The sequence below is a fragment of the Dictyoglomus sp. DH genome, from assembly GCF_055181375.1.
In genome coordinates this window covers 1,060,691-1,081,830 of the sequence record NZ_CM143706.1, presented here as the reverse complement: position 1 = coordinate 1,081,830, position 21,140 = coordinate 1,060,691, and the positions used below count along the sequence as shown (strand labels likewise).

Sequence of the window (21,140 nt, the reverse complement as noted above, 5' to 3'; positions counted from 1 at the left end):
TAATTTTGTCAAGAGATTTCTTCTGGTTCACCTCCATTTTCTAAAACTTCAGCTTTTTGAGCTTGAGATTTTGCAGGAATAATTCTCTTAAATAGTCCTGTACCTGCTGGAATTAATCTACCTATAATAACATTTTCTTTTAATCCTTCCAAAGGATCCTCTTTACCTTTTACTGCTGCTTCTGCAAGAACTCTTGTTGTTTCTTGGAAAGATGCTGCAGAAATAACACTATCAGTTGTAAGAGCTGCTTTTGTTATACCTAGTACAACATCTTTTGCGATAGGTGGTACTTTTCCTTCTTCTTCAAGTTTCTGCCTGATCTTTTCAAAAGTAACTCTATTAACTAACTGACCAACCAAAAAGTTACTATCTCCTGGATCTTCTATTCTCACCCTATTAGTCATTTGTCTCACAATTACTTCTATATGTTTATCATTTATTTCTGCTCCTTGTTTTGTGTATACCTTTTGTACCTCATCCACAATATATCTTTGTAAGGCAGCAAGTCCTTCATTAGCTAAAATATCAGCTGGGTTTCTATAACCCTTAGTTAATTCTTGTCCAACTGTTACATAATCACCCTCTTTTACTAATAATTGAGCATTAGGTGGTAAAATGTGTTCATCCTTTCCATCTTCTCCTTCTATAACAATTTTTTCTCCTGACTTTGTCCTTACAATCTTTACAAGACCACTCTTACCAGCAATAATTGATCTTCCTTTTGGTTTTCGTGCCTCAAAAAGTTCTTCAACACGAGGAAGACCTTGAACAATATCTTCAGTTTTTGCAATTCTCTGCTGATAGGATGGGAAGTAAGCAAGGATTGTGCCAAATTCAACTTTTGAACCAACTTTTACATGTATCTTCAAACCTCGAGGAATTCTATAAATTTCCTCACCATCTGATGTTTTTATAATAATATAAGCCTCTCCCGTTGCAACAATACTATCTATAATCTCTCCATTACCTTCATTAATCTCTACCACTTCACCATCTTTACATGCTTGTATTTTGAAAGTTTCTCTACTATATTCAGCTATAATTTCTCCAGCCTCAATTCTGTCACTTATCCTAAATAGGAAACCAGCACCTTCTGGCAAAGGTACATTATATTCTTTTCCATCATCGCCTCTAATTATTAAAGTATAGACCCAATAATGAGATTCTTCGTTATATATATAATCAATTTTTCCTCTATCCCGATCATATTTAATCCCTACAAATGTAAATCTTCTACTTTCCCCATTTTCTTTCCTCACACTTAATACATCACCATTATATGGTGACATGATATATCTTAAGCTAGGTTCTATATATCCCAAACTCATCCCCTTGGTTACAACTTCCCCTTCGTGTACAGACAAAACAACACCAGGCGGTAATAAAATTTCTTCTTTTTCATTTACACCTTCAATTATTACTTTTGCCTTAGGACTTACCACTACTTTTTCTTTCTTTCCAAGCACTTCAAATCTCTCTCTAAATTTAATATTGTCAAATTTTACATTTCCAGTTACTCTTACTTGAATATTTTGATGACTTATAGAGGTTAATGCTACTCCACCAGTATGGAAAGTTCTCATAGTAAGCTGTGTACCAGGTTCTCCAATAGACTGAGCAGCAATAATACCTACAGCCTCACCTATATCAACTATTCTATGCATAGCTAGATCTTCACCGTAGCATTTTTGACAGATACCTTTTTCACTTTTACATGTCATAGGAGATCTTATTTTAATTCTTTTTATACCTGTAGCCTCTATTTTTTTAGCCTTTTCTACATCTATATATTCATTTCTACTTACTATTAGTTCACCCGTATCTGTATAGACATCCTCCGCTGCAAATCTTCCTATAATTCTATCCTTGAGAGTTAATACAATCTTTCCTTCGTCTTCTAATGGTTCCACATATATTCCATCATTTGTCCCACAATCTTCTTCTTTTATTACAAGACTTTGAGCAACATCCACTAATCTTCTTGTTAAATATCCAGAATCTGACGTTCTTAAAGCTGTATCTACTACTCCCTTACGTGCACCATAAGATGATATAAAATGCTCTGATATATTAAGTCCTTCATAGAAATTTGACTTAATTGGTATATCCATAATTCTACCTGAAGGATCAGACATTAATCCACGCATTGCTGCAAGCTGTCTTACTTGATCCACATTACCTCTTGCACCCGAAAAGGCCATCATAAATACTGAATTAAGCATATCAAAATTAGCAAGCATTATATCTTTTACTTCTTCGGTTGCTTTAGTCCATATTTCAATAGCCCTATGATATCTTTCTTCTTCAGAATAAAGACCACTTTCTACTGCTTTTTGTAAGTTTAAAGCCTCCTCTTCAGCCTTTTTAATAATCTTTTCCTTTGCTTCTTTTGGTATTTCTATATCCACAATTGAGAAGCTAACTCCAGCTTTTGTAGCATACATAAACCCTAATTTCTTGAGTTCATCCAAAAATTCTGCAGTCCTTCCCCAACCATACTCACTAAAGCACTTTTCAACAATTTTCCTGATTTCTTTTCTTGTTAAAACCCCATTATAATATCTTAATTTATCAGGTAAAACCTCATTTAAAATCAATCTACCTGGTGTAGTCTCAATATAAACTTTTTCAACAGGAAATTCCACTCTATACACTTCTTCCATGCTTTTTCTATAAACATACACTTTAGAATGTAAATCAACTTTTCTTTCATCCATAGCGAGTAATACTTCTTCAGGACTTGAGAATCTTATATTCTCAACTTCTCTTCCTGGTACCATTAAGGTAAGATAATAAAGCCCAATAACTATATCCTGAGTTGGTAATGTTAATGGTTTTCCATGAGCTGGAGAAATAAGGTTATTAGAAGAAAGCATAAGGATACGAGCTTCAGCTTGAGCCTCTAAGGAAAGAGGAACATGAACAGCCATCTGATCTCCATCAAAATCTGCGTTATATGGTGGACATACCAAAGGGTGGAGCTGAATAGCATTTCCATCTATTAATTTAGGCTCAAACGCCTGAATACTTACTCTATGTAAAGTAGGTGCTCTGTTTAAAAGAACAAGCTTTTCTTTGATTATCTCATCTAGTACATCCCATACTTCAGAAGTTTCTCTTTCAATTTTTTTCCTTGCATTCTTAACATTTGTAGCAAAACCATGTTCTATTAATTTATTTATTACAAATGGTTTGAAAAGCTCCAAAGCCATTTTTTTAGGCAATCCGCATTGATGTAACTTTAATTCTGGTCCTACCACAATAACAGCCCTTCCTGAAAAATCAACTCTCTTACCCAATAAATTTTGTCTAAATCTACCTTGTTTACCCTCTAAAATATCAGATAAGGATCTAAGAGGTCTCCCACTAGCATTAGTAACAGGTTTTCCTCTTCTTCCATTATCTATAAGCGCATCTACTGCTTCTTGCAACATTCTTTTTTCATTTCTTACAATTATTTCGGGAGCATTTATTTCTAAAAGCTTTGCAAGTCTATTATTTCTATTTATCACTCTTCTATAAAGATCATTTAAATCTGAAGTAGCAAATTTTCCTCCCTCAAGTTGAACCATAGGTCTTAAATCTGGTGGTATGACTGGTAATACCTCTAATATCATCCACTCAGGTTTATTTCCAGATAATCTAAAACTTTCCACAATCTCTAATCTTTTAATAAGTTTTGCTTTCTTTTGTCCTTGTAATTCATTTATCTGTTTTCTTAAATCATAAGAAAGTTCCTCAAGATCTATTTCTTTAAGAAGTTTTTTAATGGCTTCAGCACCCATTCCTACTTTAAAGCTATTACCAAATTCGCTCAGAGCTTTTTCATATTCTTCCTCTGTAAGAATCTGCATCTTTTGTAATGGTGTATCTCCTGGAAATAAAACTATATATGAATGGTAATAAATAACCTCTTCCAATTGCTTACTGCTTATATTTAAAAGTAATCCTATATAGTTAGGTACATTTTTAAAATACCATATATGAACTACAGGTACCGCCAATTTTATATGCCCCATTCTCTCTCTTCTAACATCACTTTTTGTAACCGTAACTCCACATCTATCACAAGTTATACCTTCATATCTTTGCCCTTTATATTTACCACAATGGCACTCATAATCCTTGACTGGTCCAAATATTTTCTCACAAAAAAGGCCATCCCTTTCAGGCTTAAAAGTTCTATAATTTATTGTTTCAGGCTTTTTAACTTCTCCATAAGACCAACTCAATATATCTTCTGGAGAAGCTAATCCAAAAACTAATTTATCAAAATCTTTAATTCTCAAGGTTTAATCCTCCCCTTCCTTAAGATTCATTTTCAAGCTTATAAAGATTTACTAATTTATTACCAATATAGGCTGAGACTTTTATGCCTAATCCTTGTAATTCCCTTACAAGAACCTTAAAGGATTCAGGAATACCTGGTTCTTTTATAAGATTTCCAGATACAATAGCAGAATAAGCTTCAGTTCTTCCAGTCACATCATCAGATTTATAGGTTAACATTTCCTCTAAAGTATGGGCAGCTCCATAAGCCTCTAATGCCCAAACTTCCATTTCTCCAAATCTTTGACCTCCAAATTGAGCTCTACCACCTAATGGTTGTTGAGTTACAAGAGAATAAGGCCCAACAGATCTTGCATGAATCTTATCATCAGCAAGATGTATGAGCTTCATTATATACATATAACCCACGGTAATTTTTTGATCAAAGGGTTCTCCTGTTCTTCCATCATAAAGAGTTACACGTCCATCCTCTGGAAGACCTGCTTTTCTTAACATCTCCTTAACAAGATTTGCAGATCTATTTTCTCCTAATACCTCATCAAAGGGTGGTACTATAGCATAAATACCGAGTTCATTAGCAGCCCATCCTAAATGAGTTTCAAGAATCTGTCCTACATTCATTCTAGAAGGTACTCCTAAAGGATTTAATATTATGTCTACAGGAGTACCATCCTCTAAGAAAGGCATATCCTCTTCTGGTAATATAGTAGCAATTACACCTTTATTACCATGTCTTCCAGCCAATTTGTCCCCTACAGAAATCTTTCTAATTTGAGCAACTCTTACTTTAACTATCTTATTTACTCCTGGAGGTAATTCATCATCATTTTCTCTTGTAAGAACCTTAACATCTATTACTTTACCCCATTCACCATGAGGCATTCTCAAAGAAGTATCTTTTATCTCCCTTGATTTTTCTCCAAAAATTGCTCTGAGTAACCTTTCTTCTGGAGTTAGCTCGGTCTCTCCCTTTGGAGTAACTTTTCCAACTAATATATCATTAGGACCAACTTCTGCACCTATCATTATTATTCCATCCTTATCTAAGTACCTTATAGCATCTTCACTTATATTAGGAATATCTCTTGTAATTTCCTCAGGGCCCAATTTTGTGTCTCTTGCCTTTATCTCGTATTCCTCAATATGGATAGATGTAAAGATATCTTCTTTTACTAATCTTTCGCTAATAATAATAGCGTCCTCATAGTTATAACCACCCCAAGGCATAAAGGCCACAAGGACATTTCTTCCAAGAGCAAGTCTACCTTTGGATGTAGATGGACCATCTGCAAGAATATCTCCCTTTCTAATTCTTTGGCCAACTTCAACAATTGGTTTTTGATTCCAACAAGTTCCCTGATTGGTTCTTCTATACTTTATTAAGTTATATTTTTTCTCCTTTTTATCATCTGTCTCTATAACTATTTCCGATGAAGTTACTCTTTTTACCACTCCATCCACATCTGAGATCACCATTACTCCAGTATTCCTTGCTACTGTCTCTTCTATACCAGTACCAACAAGTGGTGGCTCTGTATTTATTAAGGGGACAGCTTGCCTTTGCATGTTAGCCCCCATAAGAGCACGGTTAGCATCATCGTGTTCAAGGAAAGGTATTAAAGCCGTAGAAATACTCACTGTTTGATATGGAGAAACCCCAATAAAATCCACTTCCTTAGGAGAACAGAGAATAAATTTACCCTTTCTTCTTGCGTGTACTAATTCATCAACTATTTCTTTATCCTCATTGAGATGAACATCAAAAGAAGCAATGGTATATTTCTCCTCGTCAGTAGCAGAAAGATATACTATTTCGTTAGTTATTTTTCCATCTTTTACTTTATAATATGGTGTTCTAATAAAACCATAATCATCTACTATCGCTAACGTAGAAAGATAGTTTATCAAACCTGCATTTGGACCTTCTGGGGTTTCAATAGGGCATACTCTACCATAATGAGATGGATGTATATCTCTTACTTCAAAGGTGGCTCTTTCACGAGTTAATCCTCCAGGTCCTAATGCACTTATCCTCCTCTTATGGGCTAGTTCTGAAAGTGGATTTGTTTGATCCATAAATTGGGATAATGGATTTCTATTGAAGAATTCCCTCACTGCCGCCATCAATGGCCTTGTACTTACTAAGTTTATTGGACTTGCCTGTTCTGGATCAGTTAAAGCCATTTTTTCCCTTATTAATTTCTCTACTCTTGCAAGTCCAGCCCTAAATTGAACTTGTAAAAGCTCTCCTACAGATCTTATCCTCCTATTTCCTAAGTGATCAATATCATCAACATCATCTTTTCCTGTTTTAACCATAGTGATTCTTTTGATAATTTCTACAAAGTCTTCTTCAGTTAAAGCATAATTATCTAAAGGTATATTTAGACCTAACCTCTGATTAAGTTTATATCTTCCAACTTTTCCTAAATTATATTTTCTTACATCAAAAAATTGTTGCTTAATTACTCTTAAGGCTTCGTCCTCTTTGCTTGGAACATCCCCTGGTCTCAATCTACTACATGCTTCGAATATTGCCTGAGTTCTGTCACTTACGTTATCTCTTGAAAAAGTAGTTTCAAGATAACTTAATTCATCTTTTCCTAAATATTGTGAAAAGAAATCAAGCTCATATCCCAAAGCCCTAAGGATAAGAGATACTGGAAATTTTTTAATACCATTGGGATGAATAAAAATCATTCCATTGCCATCAAGTTCGAATTCTATCCATCCACCTCTCGTAGGAATAAGGGTTGCTATAATACTGTGCCCTTCTTCTTGGAAGAATACACCTGGAGATCTTGTTATTTGGTTTACTATGACTTTTTCTGTCCCATTTACAATAAAAGTAGCTCTTTCTGTCATTTGGGGAATATTTCCCAAAAATACCATTTGTTCTTTAATATCTTTTATGTTTTTGTTCTCATCCTTAAAGTAAAGCCTTGCTCTAACATATATGGAAGATTCATAAGTAAGACCCTTCTCTAAACATTCATCAGGAGATTTTTGGGGTGGATCGATTTTGATGCCATCTTCTGTTGTAACAAATACCAAAGAAAGTCCCTGTCTTGTTGATTCAATAGGACTAATTTCGTTTAAAACCTCTCTTAAACCATCTTTTAAAAACCAATTAAATGAGTCATATTGAATTTTAAGAAGATCAGGAATATTTTGAAAAATAGGTCTATCATCATCCCAAAAAACAGTAATGTTATAATCCTTTTTCCTCATACCTCATCTCCTTTTCCCTATTTTGTAATTAGACAAAACTATATTATACTATAGAGAGGTTGTATTTTAAATATAAAAAGAAAAAGAAATTCCTAAAAAATTTAGGAAATTTGTTTCACTTTTGGGTTTATTTTACTTTCTTTTTCTTATTTCTGATTTTTCTCTTTAATTTTTTATCACTATAAAAATTCCTATTAAAATAAATAATATACCAACAACTTTTTCAAATATACTCTTAGGAATATATCTTGTCAATAAACTACCAAGATAAGCCCCTAAAAAAGAAATTAAAGACAAGGCTAAAGCAGCACCTAAAAAAACCCAAAAAGGCTGTTTTGTTTTTACAGAAAGACTCAAAACAGCAAGTTGAGTTTTATCACCAAGCTCTGCTAAAAATATAGTTCCAAAAGTCAATAAGAGTATTTCTATTTTACTCTTTAAATCCAATTTATAGCACCTCCATATTATACACTAATAAAAAAGTAGTATAATATATGTCTAAATTATTTACAAGGAGGTGAAAAAATAAATGTGGAATGTGATAATTACTGGTATAGCAAGTTTTCTTACGGATATAAGTACAGAGATGTTCTATCCTTTAATATCTTTCTATCTTCTTGCTTTAGGTGCTGGACCTGCCATATTAGGAATAGTAGAAGGTTTTGCAGAAAGTTTATCATCTCTTTTAAAGGTTTACTCAGGTTATATTTCAGATAAAATTAGTAAAAGAAAACCCATTGCAATAGCAGGATACGCTTTTTCAGCCTTTGGTAAAATTTTTTTATATCTTGCAGGTTCATGGATTGGAGTTTTTATTGGTAGACTCCTTGACAGATTTGGCAAAGGAATAAGGACCGCCCCTCGAGACGCACTTATTGCGGAATCTTCTATAGAAAATCGAGGAAAAGCATTTGGACTTCATAGAGCAATGGATACTCTTGGAGCTTTTCTTGGGGTTCTAATATCTATATGGATAATAAGTTCTTTGGGAATCAAAGAAACATCTTCTAATTTATCTCTTTACATACCTACCTTTAAAAAGATAATACTAATAAGCATAATTCCCGCCTTTCTTGGTGTCTTAATATTATTCCTTGCAAAAGAAACCATGAAACATAATTCAACATCTAAATTAACTTTAAAACTAAAATGGAAAGACCTGGATAAAAGATTGAAAGCTTTTCTAATATTTACCTTCATATTTACCCTCGGAAATTCTTCTAACCAGTTTCTATTTTTAAGATCAAAGAATTTAGGTGCATCAATGCTTGATGTACTTTATCTTTATCTTTTATACAACTTAGTTTATACATTATTTTCATTTCCTGCAGGTGCTTTATCAGATAAAATAGGACGCAAGAAAATCTTGATCATAGGATATTTATTCTATGGTTTAGTATACATAGGCTTTGGATTTGTATCTAAATCTTCCTATTTATGGTTACTCTTTGGACTTTATGGACTTTATATATCCTTTACAGAAGGAGTTGAAAAAGCTCTTATTGCAGATCTCGCACCATCAGATTTAAGGGCTACGGTAATTGGTCTTCACGCTACCTTAGTGGGTATAGGACTATTCCCAGCCTCCTTTTTAGCAGGTCTTTTATGGGGTTATTTGGGTCCATCTGCTCCTTTTCTTTTTGGGGGATTTTTAGGAATACTTTCAGCTATAGGATTAATCTTTATTCTTTAATATTTTCATAGTATAATTAATAAAATTATGAAAGATGAGGAAGGCTTACTTCAAGAATTATTACAAGCATCAAATAATAAATATTCTTCAGAAAACCTGAAGAAAGCTTTCCTCTTTGCACAAAAGGCTCATAAAGACCAATTTAGAAAATCTGGAGAACCCTACATAACTCATCCTGTTGAGGTTGCCAAAATACTCATGAATCTTGGAATGGATGAAACCGTAGTAATAGCAGGTTTGCTTCACGATGTCTTAGAAGATACAAATGTCACTCCTTTTGAATTGGAAAGAGAATTTGGAAAAGATGTGCTTTCCTTGGTAGATGCTATTACAAAATTAGAAAGATTAAGTTTTTACCCCACAGAAGCTTATAAAGCTCAAAATTTGAGAAAAATGTTTATAGCCATGGCAAAAGACATAAGAGTAATATTAGTCAAGCTTGCAGATAGATTACATAATATGCAAACTCTTCAATACCATGAAGAAGAAAAAAGAAAAAGGATAGCAAAAGAAACCTTAGAAATCTATGCACCCCTTGCTCATAGATTAGGTGTTTGGGACATAAAGTGGAGATTAGAAGATTTAGCTTTTAGATACTTAGAGCCAGATAAATATCATTACGTAGCCAATAAAGTAGCTGAAACAAGAAAAAAGAGAGAAGAATTTGTTGAGAAAGCCATTGAAATAATTAAAGAAGAACTTAAAAAAGCTAACATAGAAGCAGAAGTCACTGGAAGAGCAAAACACCTCTATAGCATTTATCAAAAAATGATTCGTAGAGGAATTGAAATAGAAGAAATGTATGATTTATTAGGGGTAAGAATTATAGTAAACAATGAGATAGAATGTTATGAAGTATTAGGAATTATCCATAATTTATGGAGACCAGTTCCTGGAAGATTTAAAGATTATATTGCCAATAAAAAATCTAATAACTATCAATCACTTCATACTACAGTAATTGCTATGGATGGAAAACCTCTTGAAGTACAGATCAGAACATGGGAAATGCATAGAATAGCAGAATACGGAGTTGCTGCCCATTGGCTTTATAAAGAAGAGATAAAGAAGCCCGATTCTTTTGAAGAAAAATTATCATGGTTAAGACAACTGCTTGAATGGCAAAAAGAATTGTTAGATGATCAAGAATTTTTAGATTCTATAAGAAGTGATCTTTTTGAAAGAGAGATCTATGTTTTTACACCTAAAGGAGATATTATTGCCTTACCTCAAGGATCAACCCCTTTAGATTTTGCCTATGCTATACATACTGAAGTGGGCCATAGATGTAAAGGAGCTAAAGTAAATGGTAAAATAGTTCCTTTAAATTATGTTCTTCAAAATGGAGATATTGTTGAAATAATAACAAGTAAAGAGGAGGGAAAACCAAGTAGGGACTGGCTTAATATTGTAAGAACAAGTCAAGCTAAAAATAAGATAAAGCAATACTTTAAAAAGTTAGCAAGAGAAGAAACACTTCAAAAAGCCAAAGAAACTATTGAGAATGAAATAAAGAAAAATGAAGATTGGCTAAAAGAAGTGTTAAACAAAGATGAGATTTCTATAAATGATTTGTTAGAATCTTCCATTGGTAAAAATTTTTTGAATGAACATGGTTTCAAAGAAACAGAGTCTTTCTTACTTAGTATAGGTACCGGAGAAATAACCCCCCAACAATTTATTGAGAGGTTTAAGAAGGAGCTTAAAAAAGAAATTATAGTGACTTTGGGGGAAACTGAAAAAAACAAATTAGTAGAAGGTCTCGAAATATCTGGATTAGATAATATTATGATCAGGATTGCAGAATGTTGTAACCCTATACCAGGAGACCAAGTCATGGGTTATGTATCAAAAGGTAGGGGCATAGTGGTACATAGGAAAGATTGTCCTAATCTTATACACCTTAAAAATAGATACCCAGAAAGAGTTATTACTATTGAGTGGCAAAAACTCAAAGGTGGAGGAAAATATAAAACAGGTATCGAGATAGATGCTATAGATAGAGTAGGCTTATTGAAAGATCTAATAGAGAGAATCTCACAGGCAAGAATAAATATATTGGACTTAGGAACAAAGGTTGGAAAGGATGGAATAGCAAGAATAAAAGTAGTTGTAGAGATTGACAATCCTTTAACCTTCAATTATCTTATGGAAGAGATAAAAAAATTATCTGATGTCATTTCAGTTAGAAGAGCTGTGAGAATATAAATGAGGGCAGTCATACAAAGAGTAAAGAGAGCAGAGGTAAGAGTAAAAGGAGAAATAATAGGTAAAATTTCTCAAGGACTTCTAATCCTCTTGGGAATAGCCCAAGAAGATACAGAAGAAGATATTATAATGTTAGCAGACAAAATCATTAACTTAAGAATTTTCTCAGATAAAGAGGGTAAAATGAACTTATGCATTAAAGAAATAAATGGAGAAATCCTTGTAGTCTCTCAATTTACCTTATATGCTGATTGTAGAAGAGGAAGAAGACCCGATTTTACAAGGGCTGCAGAAAAAGAAAAAGCCTATTTTCTCTACAAAAAATTTATAGAATATATAAAAACATATATAGATAAAGTACAAGAAGGAGAATTTCAAGCTTACATGGAAGTTGAATTAATAAATGATGGTCCAGTAACTATTATAATTGATACTGAAGATCTTAAAAAACCAAGGAGGGCTAAAGAATGAACATAGAACTTCCCCGTGGAGTACAAGATATACTTCCTGAAGATATCCCATATTGGCATCTTATAGAAAACACAGCCAGGAAACTTTTTGAATCTTATAACTATGAAGAAATAAGGACTCCCATATTTGAATACACAGAACTTTTTAGAAAAGGCACTGGCGAAACTACAGATATTGTAATGAAAGAAATGTATACCTTTATAGATAAAAAGGGGCGTTCTCTTACATTAAGGCCAGAAGGCACTCCAGGAGTTATAAGAGCCTTTCTCACAAACAAAATATATAATCAGAAACCTGTATGGAAAGTATATTACATTGGTCCTATGTTTAGATACGAAAGACCTCAAGCAGGAAGATATAGACAATTTCATCAATTAGGAATAGAGGTTTTAGGAAGAAAAGATCCATATATAGATTTTGAGGTAATAAAATTAGCAGTAGATCTTTTGAAAAACCTTAAGTTAGAAAATTTAGAAGTGGAAATAAATTCGTTAGGTTGCATAAAATGTAGACCAAATTATAGAGAAGCTCTTATAAGCTATTTCAGAAAATACGAAGACCAACTTTCCCCCATAGATAAAGAAAGATTAGAAAGAAATCCATTAAGATTACTTGACTCAAAAGATGAAAAACTTATTGCTTTAAAAGATCAGGCTCCACAACCCATTGATTATCTTTGCGATGAATGTAAAATTCACTTTGAAAAAGTACAGAAATATTTAAGTTTAGATAATATCAAATATAAATTAAACCCAAAGCTGGTAAGAGGACTTGATTATTATACAAGAACCGTATTTGAGATTACCACCACAACTCTGGGATCTCAGAATGCAGTAGTCGGGGGAGGAAGGTATGATAATTTAGTAGAAACTTACGGTGGTCCATCCATCCCTGGCCTTGGTTTTGCTCTTGGTATAGAAAGACTTATTATTCTTTTAAAACAGCAAAACCATATATCTCTACCTTATATCCCTCTTATATTTATTACCCTTTCTGAAGATTATGTGGAGACAGGCATAAAACTTGCGAACATATTAAGAACAAAATATAGAGTTGATATAGGTTCTCCCCAAGAAAATTTAAGAACTCAATTAAAATGGGCAGATAAATTAGGGAGTTTTATTGTAATATTCTTAACTGAAGAAATCGAAAAAAATAAACTTAAGATAAAGAATTTTAAAACAGGAGAAGAAAAATATACAGATTTAAACTTCAATACTATCTTAGAAGACATTGAGACTATGCTATAATTACAAAGAATTTCACACAAGGGAAAGGTGGGAAAGATTTTGAAAAGGAACTACTATTGTGGAGAAATAAACTCAAAAAATATAGGTGAAACAGTAATTTTAAGTGGATGGGTACATAGAATTAGGCATCATGGTGGACTTATTTTTGTAGATCTTAGAGATAGAGGTGGAATTATTCAATTAGTATTTGATCCATCTATTTCTCAGGAAAGCTATGACATTGCAGATAATTTAGGTAATGAATGGGTAATAACAGTAGAGGGCAAAGTTAGAAAAAGACCTGAAGGAATGGAAAATCCTAAAATACCAACAGGAGAAATTGAAATCGAAGTAAGAAAAATAAAAGTAGAAAATACAGCTAAACCCCTTCCCTTTAACCTATGGAGCAATAAGGAGATTGATGAAACAGTTAGATTAAAATATAGGTATTTAGATCTAAGAAGAGAAAAAATGCAATATAATATAACCTTTAGGCATAAATTTATTCTTTCCATAAGAAATTTCTTATCTAAAAAAGGTTTTATAGAAATCGAAACCCCATATTTAATTGTAAGTACTCCCGAAGGGGCACGTGATTTTCTAATACCGAGTCGACTTCAACCTGGAAAATTCTATGCTCTCCCCCAATCCCCTCAATTATTTAAACAAATTCTTATGGTATCAGGATTTGATAAATATTTTCAAATAGCAAGATGTTTTAGAGATGAGGATTTAAGAGCTGATAGACAACCTGAATTTACCCAGCTCGATATGGAAATGTCTTTTATAGATCAAGAAGATATATTTAATATTATAGAAGAATTATTTAAAATAACTCTTAGAGAAACTTTAGATATGGAAATCCAAACCCCCTTTGTCAGATTAACTTACGATGAAGCTATGAACACATATGGAAGTGATAAACCCGACTTAAGATACGACCTAAAAATAACTGACTTAACAGATCTTTTTTCAAATTTCTCCTTAGATTTCATAAAAAATACTATCGCAAAAAATGGTGTAGTGAAAGGAATAATATTGAGAGGAATAATACCAACAAGGAGGGATTGGAGTATCATAGAGAACAAAGTGAGAGAATTAAAAGGTAAGGGAATAATGTGGTTCTCTTATGCAGATGGTGAATTAAAATCTTCTATTAACAAATATCTAAGTGACGAAGATAAGGCTAAAATCATTGAAACATTAAATTTAAAACCTGGTGATTCCTTTTTTAGCATTGCAGGTGAATGGAAAGAGGTAGTAAAAATCCTTGGAAGCGTGAGATTAGAGCTTACCCAAATATTTAATATTCCTAAAAAAGAAGGACTTTTTTTCCTTTGGGTTACAGACTTCCCTCTTTTCGAATATGATGAAGAAGAAAAAAGAATTGTAGCTGAACATCATCCATTTACTTCTCCAAAAGAGGAAGATCTTCCCTTATTAGACACTGATCCATTAAAGGTTAGAGCTCGGTGTTATGATTTAGTATTAAATGGTACTGAATTAGGGAGTGGAAGTATAAGAATTCATCAAAGAGAAATTCAAGAAAAAATATTTAATATATTAAATATTTCCCCTGAAGATGCAAAGAAAAAATTTGGATTTCTTTTAGAAGCCTTTGAATATGGAGCTCCACCCCATGGAGGTATAGCTTTAGGGATAGATAGAATAGTTGCTATTCTTACTAATTCCCCATCTTTAAGAGATGTAATTGCTTTCCCAAAAACTCAAAGTGGGACTTGTCTTTTAACAGGAGCTCCCTCAGAAGTTGATCCAAAACAATTAGAAGAAGTACATATTAAAGTAGTCTTACCTGAAGGAGAGAATTAAATGAATTTCTATGAAAAAGCTATTGAGCTTCATAAAGAGAGAAAAGGCAAATTAGAGATTAAGCCTAAAGTACCATTAGAGAATAAAACCGACCTTTCTTTGGCTTATACGCCTGGGGTTGCAGGAGTATCTCAAGCTATCCATAAAAAATCTGATTTAGTTTATGACTTCACTATAAAAGCAAATACCGTAGCAGTAGTTAGCGATGGTTCTGCAGTTTTAGGTCTTGGAAACATCGGTCCTTTAGGAGCTATACCCGTAATGGAAGGGAAGGCAATATTATTTAAGAAGTTTGCCAATATAGATGCTTTTCCTATATGCTTAAATACACAAGACCCAGAAAAAATAATAGAGATTGTTTATAATATATCTCCTATATTCGGAGGGATTAATCTTGAAGATATATCAGCACCAAACTGTTTTTATATTGAAGAAAAACTCATTGAACTATTAGATATACCTGTATTTCATGATGACCAACATGGTACTGCAATAGTAACTTATGCAGCTCTCATAAATGCTCTAAAGCTAAAGAATTTAAAACTGAATGAAATAAAAATAGTGATATTAGGGGCGGGAGCTGCAGGAATAGCTATAGCAAAATTTCTTATTTCTGAAGGTGCAAAATATATTAGGTTAGTTGATCGTCATGGTATCATATATCCAGGAAGAAAAAATGGTATGAATCCTGAAAAAGAAAAAATAGCATCAATAATTAATCCTGAAAAAGAAAAAGGAGAATTAAAAGATGCCCTAAAAGATGCTCACGTGTTCATTGGTGTTTCTCAGGCAAATCTTTTATCTCCAGAGTATATAAAATTGATGAAAAAAGACCCTATAATTTTTGCCATGGCCAATCCTGTTCCAGAAATAATGCCTGAAATTGCCCAAAAAGAGGGTGTAAGAATAATAGGTACTGGAAGATCTGACTATCCTAACCAAATAAATAATCTCCTCGCTTTTCCAGGTGTATTTAGAGGAGCCTTACTTGTTAGAGCAAGAGAAATAAATCAAGAAATGAAACTCTCTGCTTCTTTTGCCATTGCATCCTTAATCGAGGAACCAAGAGAAGACTACTTAATACCCTCCCCGCTTGACAAAAGAGTAGTTCCAAAAGTGGCGGAAGAGGTTGCTAAAGCGGCCATACGTACTAATGTGGCGAGAATGTTTAAAACAGAAGAAGAGATAAGGAAGGAATTGAAAATTATGTTAGGAGGAGAAGAAGATGAATAAAGAATTTAATACCATTGTTGTAATAGGATCTCAATGGGGAGATGAGGGAAAAGGAAAAATTATAGATATTATTTCACAAAATGCTGATGCAGTTGTAAGATTCAATGGAGGAAATAACGCTGGCCATACAGTGATAGTTAAAGATAAAACCTTTAAATTTAGACTTCTCCCATCCGGTATAGTTTCCGAAAAGGTAATTAATATAATTGCCACAGGAGTAATTGTCAATCTACCAGCTTTAGTAGAAGAGATTGAAGAATTAGAGAAAAACGGTATAAAGATAAAAAATCTTTACATTAGTGATAGATCTCCTTTAGTTTTGCCATACCATCCTATATTAGATAAATTTTTTGAAGAAAAAAGAGAAAAATCCAAAATAGGTACAACCGCAAGAGGTATAGGACCAGCTTACAGTGATTACATTGCAAGAGATAGTCTAAGAATAGGAGATCTACTCGATAAAGAATACTTTAGAGAAAGAATAACTCAAATATATGACTTTAAATCGAAAATATTATCTGAAGAATCTCTTGGATATAAAATAGAGGAAATTTATAATTCCCAAATAGAAGCTATAGAAAAATTATCACAAAAAGGTGTAATAATTACAGATACCTCTAAGCTTATAAATGATCTGATTGACTCAGGAAAAAAGGTATTATTTGAAGCTGCACAAGGCACTCTTCTTGATATTTATTATGGTACATATCCTTATGTTACCTCTTCATTTACCATAGCAGGAGGAGTATGTGTAGGAGCTGGAATAGGTCCTCAAAAAATTAAAAAAATAATAGGTGTAATAAAGGGATATACATCACGAGTTGGAGAAGGACCATTTCCAAGTGAAATTCACGACTCTATAGCAGAATATATAAGAGAGAAAGGACAAGAATATGGTACAGTAACTAGAAGACCTCGCCGTGTAGGTTGGTTGGATCTTGTAGCATTACGATATGCAAAAAGAATAAATAACTTTACAAGCATTGCTATTACTAAATTAGACGTATTGAGCGGTCTTGAGAAATTGAAGATTGTAGTAGGATATAGATATAAAGGAAAATTAATTGATGAATTTCCTTCTTCTTTAAATGTATTAAAAGATTGTGAACCTATTTTTGAAGAGATACCAGGATGGAAAGAAAATCTATTGGGAATATTAGATATCTCAAAATTACCTCAAAATACTATTAAATATTTAGAAATGATTGAAAAGGAATTAGATACAAAAATCGAAATAATAGGAACAGGACCCGAAAGAAACGACATAATTATAGTAAAAGATCCTTGGGAAGTATAGATGGAAATAGTAAGTAAATCTTCAGAACATACATATAAAATCGGAAAAACTATTGGAGAAAAGTTAAAACCAAGAGATATTTTAGCATTAATAGGAGATTTAGGAAGTGGAAAAACCACCTTTGTTAAAGGATTAGCTGAAGGCCTTGATATTAAAAATCCAATAAATTCTCCTTCTTTTCTGATAATAAAGGAATATAAAGGTAAATATCCATTCCTTCATATAGATGTATATCGTCTAAACAATCCTGAAATAGAACTTTTTAATATTGGTTTTGAAGAGTATCTTAAGGATGACTACATTATTGCCATAGAATGGGCTGATAGAATTTTGAATTACTTACCTGATAAAAGACTTGAAATTGAATTTCTTCATATGAGTAATAACGAAAGAAAAATAATATTTAAACCTAAAGGAGAAAGATATAAAAATCTCATAGAGGAGCTTAAAGAATGTTTATTTTAAGCATAAATACAGCATCCAATAAGAGTAATATTGTTTTGTGGAAAGACGGAGAAATTTATGAGCTTTTTTATTCTACTAATTCCAGAACATATGGTGAGACATTAACGAGTAATTTACAAGAGCTTCTAAAAAAATCAAAATGGAATTTAAAAGATGTGGATATCTTTAGCGTAATCACAGGACCAGGATCATTTACAGGTCTAAGAATAGGAGTAGTTACTATAAAAACTTTAGCCCAAATCTATAAGAAACCAACTGTTGGAATATCATATTTAGAAGCCTTAGCCTCTCAGATTGCTTTTAAAGGATTAAAAGTACCAATTTTGTCTGCAAGAAAGGGAGAGATACATGCAGGTTTTTATGTGGATGAAGATCCTATCTATCCTGAAGATGTTTATCCATACGATACATTTCTAAGCCTGCTAAATAGATTTAGTAAAGACTATCCTACAATAATAACTGGAGATACACCTGAAGATCTAAAATTATCACTTCCTAAAAATATAATATTAACCCCAGAATTTCTAAACTCAATCAGAGGAGAAACCCTCATATACATTACATTGAAAAAATATCAAAATGGGTATATTAAAGATTATTTAACACTACTTCCTGATTATAGACAAAAATCAAGTGCAGAAATTAACTGGGAGAAAAGACATGAAAGAACAGGATCAAAAAACTGAAATAAATATAGAAATAAGACCAATGAAATTTGAAGACATAGATTCTGTTGATGAAATAAATAGGTTATCTTTCTCTAATCCTTGGAGTAGAGAGAGCTTTGAAAAAGAATTAACATCTAATAAAATTGCAAGATATTTTGTAGCTGTACACAACGAAAAAATTGTCGGCTTTGTAGGGCTTTGGATTATATTTCAAGAAGCCCAAATAACCACAATAGCAGTACATCCTGATTATAGAGGAAGAAAAATCGGAGATAGATTAATGGATTTTGTTATAGATTATTGTCTTAAAAATCAAGTTAGAAATATAATCTTAGAAGTTAGAGTATCTAATACTATTGCTCAAAATCTATATTATAAAAAGGGCTTTCAAAAAATAGGTGTTAGAAAATGGTATTATAAAGATGGAGAAGATGCCTTAGTAATGGTAAAAAAGTTCTTTCTTTAAGGGGAAACTAATGATAACAATTGGTATTGAAACTTCTTGTGATGAGACAAGTATAGCATTAGTAGAGGACGGAACTAAGATTTTAAGCAACATAGTTTCATCACAAATAGACATTCATAAAATATACGGGGGTGTAGTCCCAGAAGTTGCATCAAGGCTCCATGTAGAGGTTATAAATAAACTTATTGATGTGGCCTTAGAAAAAGTAAATTTAAGTTTTAAAGACATAGATTTAATAGCAGTTACCCATGGTCCTGGTCTAATTGGATCATTATGGGTAGGAATAATGGTAGGAAAAACCTTATCCTTAGCATTGGAAAAACCAATTGTTGGAGTAAATCATCTTGAGGGACATATTTTTGCCAACTTCTTAAGAGAAGATCCCCCTACATTTCCCTTTATATCTCTTATAATATCAGGAGGACATACAGAATATCTTTTAGTGGAAGGAATAAGAAAGTATAAATTATTAGGACAAACTTTGGATGATGCTGCTGGAGAAGCTTTTGATAAAGTGGCAAGAATATTAGGATTAAGTTATCCTGGTGGTCCAGAAATAGAAAAAGTAGCAAAGAATGGAAACCCAGTTTTCAATCTCCCTAAGGTAAAATGCGATAGAGATTTAGATATAAGCTTTAGCGGATTAAAAACAGCTATATTGTATCTTATAAGGGATTTAAAAAATGAAGGGAAAGAAATTCCAGTAGCAGATATAGCTGCCTCTTTTCAGAAAAGAGTAGTGGAAGAATTAATAGAAAGAGCACTAATTGCTGTAAAAAAATTTAAAATTAATACATTAGTACTTTCTGGTGGTGTGATAGCAAATAGTTATTTACAAGAAAGGTTCAAAAAAATTTCTGTGGAGGAAAAGATAAAACTCTATTTACCCCCTAAAGAATTGTGTACTGATAATGCAGCCATGGTTGCTTCCGCAGGGTACTACCTATATAAAAACGGATATGTAAATGATCTTTCTTTATCAGCTATTCCAGATTTACCCTTAGGAGGTAGTTAATGAATAATTTGAACCGTACCCTTAAATCAGGGTTAAAATTTTCCATAATAATAAGTGCAGTTATTTTTGTTATTATCTTATTTTTTACTACAGATTCAAGAACTTGGAATGCTCTACTTACTCTTAAATGGAATTATGTTTTATATATTCTTCTCCTTAATTTTTTAAGTTGGATATTTGCAGCAATTAGATATAAAATTCTTATAAAAGGTTTGGAAGGGGTAAATATAAAATTAATGGAGGCCTTACAGATACACCTTGCTTATTATTTTGCATCAAGCATAACCCCTACATCAGCAGGTGGCGAACCCTTAGAAATATACCTTCTTTCAAAGAAAAATATTAAAGTTGGACAAGCAACTGCATTAAGTCTTTTCAGATATGTTATTAATTCTCTAACTTTTGCTATCTCTTCACCTATTGTAATATATTTTTATTCTTATCTTTTTCCTCAACAAATAATTAAAAGATTAGTTCAATATAGCGCCTTACTCTTTTTCTTAATTGTTTTAGGTTTTATATTTGCACTGTACAAACCAAGACCTATTATAAGATTTATTGCTTATATTCTTCTCAAGTTAAGAAAACTACCCTTCCTATCGAAAATACATCCTTATAAAATATTAAGAGTTGTCAATAATACTGTAAAAGATTTTCATAGCACTCTTTGGCTCTTCATAAAAGATAAAAAACTTACTATGTTCGGCTTTTTCTTCTTCAATCTTCTTTCTTGGTTTACTTATTTTTTAATAGCACCAGTTCTTATGATGAGTTTCCATTTGAAAGTTAATATAATCTCCGTAGTTTTAGTACAAATTCCAATCTTTTTCTTAATGTTCTATGTTCCCACACCAGGAGGAAGTGGAGTCATTGAAATTCTTCTTTCCCTCGCTTTTGCCCCCTTTGTACCCAAGTATATCTTGGGAATTTATATAATATTATGGCGAACATTTACCCATTATGTTACGTTATTAGCTGGTGCATTTGACTTCATATATGTCCTTGGGATCAAAAATTAGGAATAGGAAAAAATAAAAAAGAGGT

The 21,140-nt window shown here is 32.5% G+C and carries 15 protein-coding genes; 12 read left to right on the top strand and 3 right to left on the bottom strand.

Translation table 11 applies throughout. The features are described from left to right. Positions 1 to 8: 8 nt before the first annotated feature. The 3 genes from rpoC to ACY3JJ_RS05145 form a co-directional block, all read right to left on the bottom strand. Complete coding sequence (rpoC, locus tag ACY3JJ_RS05155; protein WP_463091111.1) at positions 9 to 4,289, bottom strand: DNA-directed RNA polymerase subunit beta'; 4,281 nt, start codon at positions 4,287 to 4,289, stop codon at positions 9 to 11. A gap of 19 nt (positions 4,290 to 4,308) precedes the next feature. After that, positions 4,309 to 7,521, bottom strand: a complete 3,213-nt coding sequence (gene rpoB / locus ACY3JJ_RS05150; protein ID WP_463091110.1) for a DNA-directed RNA polymerase subunit beta — start codon at positions 7,519 to 7,521, stop codon at positions 4,309 to 4,311. A 165-nt stretch (positions 7,522 to 7,686) separates the two neighbouring features. Then, complete coding sequence (locus ACY3JJ_RS05145) at positions 7,687 to 7,968, bottom strand: TMEM165/GDT1 family protein (RefSeq protein WP_463091109.1); 282 nt, start codon at positions 7,966 to 7,968, stop codon at positions 7,687 to 7,689. 82 nt (positions 7,969 to 8,050) lie between these two features. Here ACY3JJ_RS05145 and ACY3JJ_RS05140 point away from each other — a divergent pair, with 82 nt between their 5' ends. Genes ACY3JJ_RS05140 through ACY3JJ_RS05085 form a run of 12 tightly spaced genes read left to right on the top strand, consistent with a single transcriptional unit; the run spans position 8,051 to position 21,115 of the window. After that, the gene (locus ACY3JJ_RS05140; protein WP_463091108.1) at positions 8,051 to 9,214 is read left to right on the top strand and encodes an MFS transporter; all 1,164 of its coding nucleotides are present in this window, start codon (positions 8,051 to 8,053) and stop codon (positions 9,212 to 9,214) included. A 27-nt stretch (positions 9,215 to 9,241) separates the two neighbouring features. Further along, positions 9,242 to 11,422, top strand: coding sequence for a RelA/SpoT family protein (locus ACY3JJ_RS05135; RefSeq protein WP_463091107.1), 2,181 nt, complete (start codon positions 9,242 to 9,244; stop codon positions 11,420 to 11,422). Beyond that, complete coding sequence (gene dtd / locus ACY3JJ_RS05130; protein ID WP_463091106.1) at positions 11,423 to 11,893, top strand: D-aminoacyl-tRNA deacylase; 471 nt, start codon at positions 11,423 to 11,425, stop codon at positions 11,891 to 11,893. Further along, positions 11,890 to 13,143 (top strand): histidine--tRNA ligase, encoded by a 1,254-nt coding sequence (hisS, locus tag ACY3JJ_RS05125; RefSeq protein WP_463091105.1) that lies wholly within the window; start codon positions 11,890 to 11,892, stop codon positions 13,141 to 13,143. Before dtd ends, hisS begins: the two co-directional genes overlap by 4 nt. 39 nt (positions 13,144 to 13,182) lie before the next feature. Further along, complete coding sequence (gene aspS, locus ACY3JJ_RS05120; protein ID WP_463091104.1) at positions 13,183 to 14,952, top strand: aspartate--tRNA ligase; 1,770 nt, start codon at positions 13,183 to 13,185, stop codon at positions 14,950 to 14,952. Beyond that, entirely contained in the window at positions 14,953 to 16,185 is a 1,233-nt protein-coding gene (locus ACY3JJ_RS05115) for an NAD(P)-dependent malic enzyme (protein ID WP_463091103.1), read from the top strand. Beyond that, positions 16,178 to 17,482, top strand: coding sequence for an adenylosuccinate synthase (locus ACY3JJ_RS05110; RefSeq protein WP_463091102.1), 1,305 nt, complete (start codon positions 16,178 to 16,180; stop codon positions 17,480 to 17,482). Before ACY3JJ_RS05115 ends, ACY3JJ_RS05110 begins: the two co-directional genes overlap by 8 nt. After that, a complete protein-coding gene (gene tsaE, locus ACY3JJ_RS05105) occupies positions 17,483 to 17,947 on the top strand; it encodes a tRNA (adenosine(37)-N6)-threonylcarbamoyltransferase complex ATPase subunit type 1 TsaE (RefSeq protein ID WP_463082254.1) in 465 nt (154 codons plus the stop codon). Continuing rightward, the gene (gene tsaB / locus ACY3JJ_RS05100) at positions 17,935 to 18,633 is read left to right on the top strand and encodes a tRNA (adenosine(37)-N6)-threonylcarbamoyltransferase complex dimerization subunit type 1 TsaB (RefSeq protein WP_463091101.1); all 699 of its coding nucleotides are present in this window, start codon (positions 17,935 to 17,937) and stop codon (positions 18,631 to 18,633) included. The genes tsaE and tsaB overlap by 13 nt, the downstream gene beginning before the upstream one ends. Beyond that, positions 18,608 to 19,081: a ribosomal protein S18-alanine N-acetyltransferase gene (rimI, locus tag ACY3JJ_RS05095; protein ID WP_463091100.1), complete on the top strand. Its 474-nt coding sequence runs from the start codon at positions 18,608 to 18,610 to the stop codon at positions 19,079 to 19,081. Before tsaB ends, rimI begins: the two co-directional genes overlap by 26 nt. Positions 19,082 to 19,091: 10 nt before the next feature. After that, a complete protein-coding gene (gene tsaD / locus ACY3JJ_RS05090) occupies positions 19,092 to 20,096 on the top strand; it encodes a tRNA (adenosine(37)-N6)-threonylcarbamoyltransferase complex transferase subunit TsaD (protein ID WP_463091099.1) in 1,005 nt (334 codons plus the stop codon). Then, positions 20,096 to 21,115, top strand: coding sequence for a lysylphosphatidylglycerol synthase transmembrane domain-containing protein (locus tag ACY3JJ_RS05085; protein WP_463091098.1), 1,020 nt, complete (start codon positions 20,096 to 20,098; stop codon positions 21,113 to 21,115). The genes tsaD and ACY3JJ_RS05085 overlap by 1 nt, the downstream gene beginning before the upstream one ends. Positions 21,116 to 21,140 lie beyond the last annotated feature (25 nt).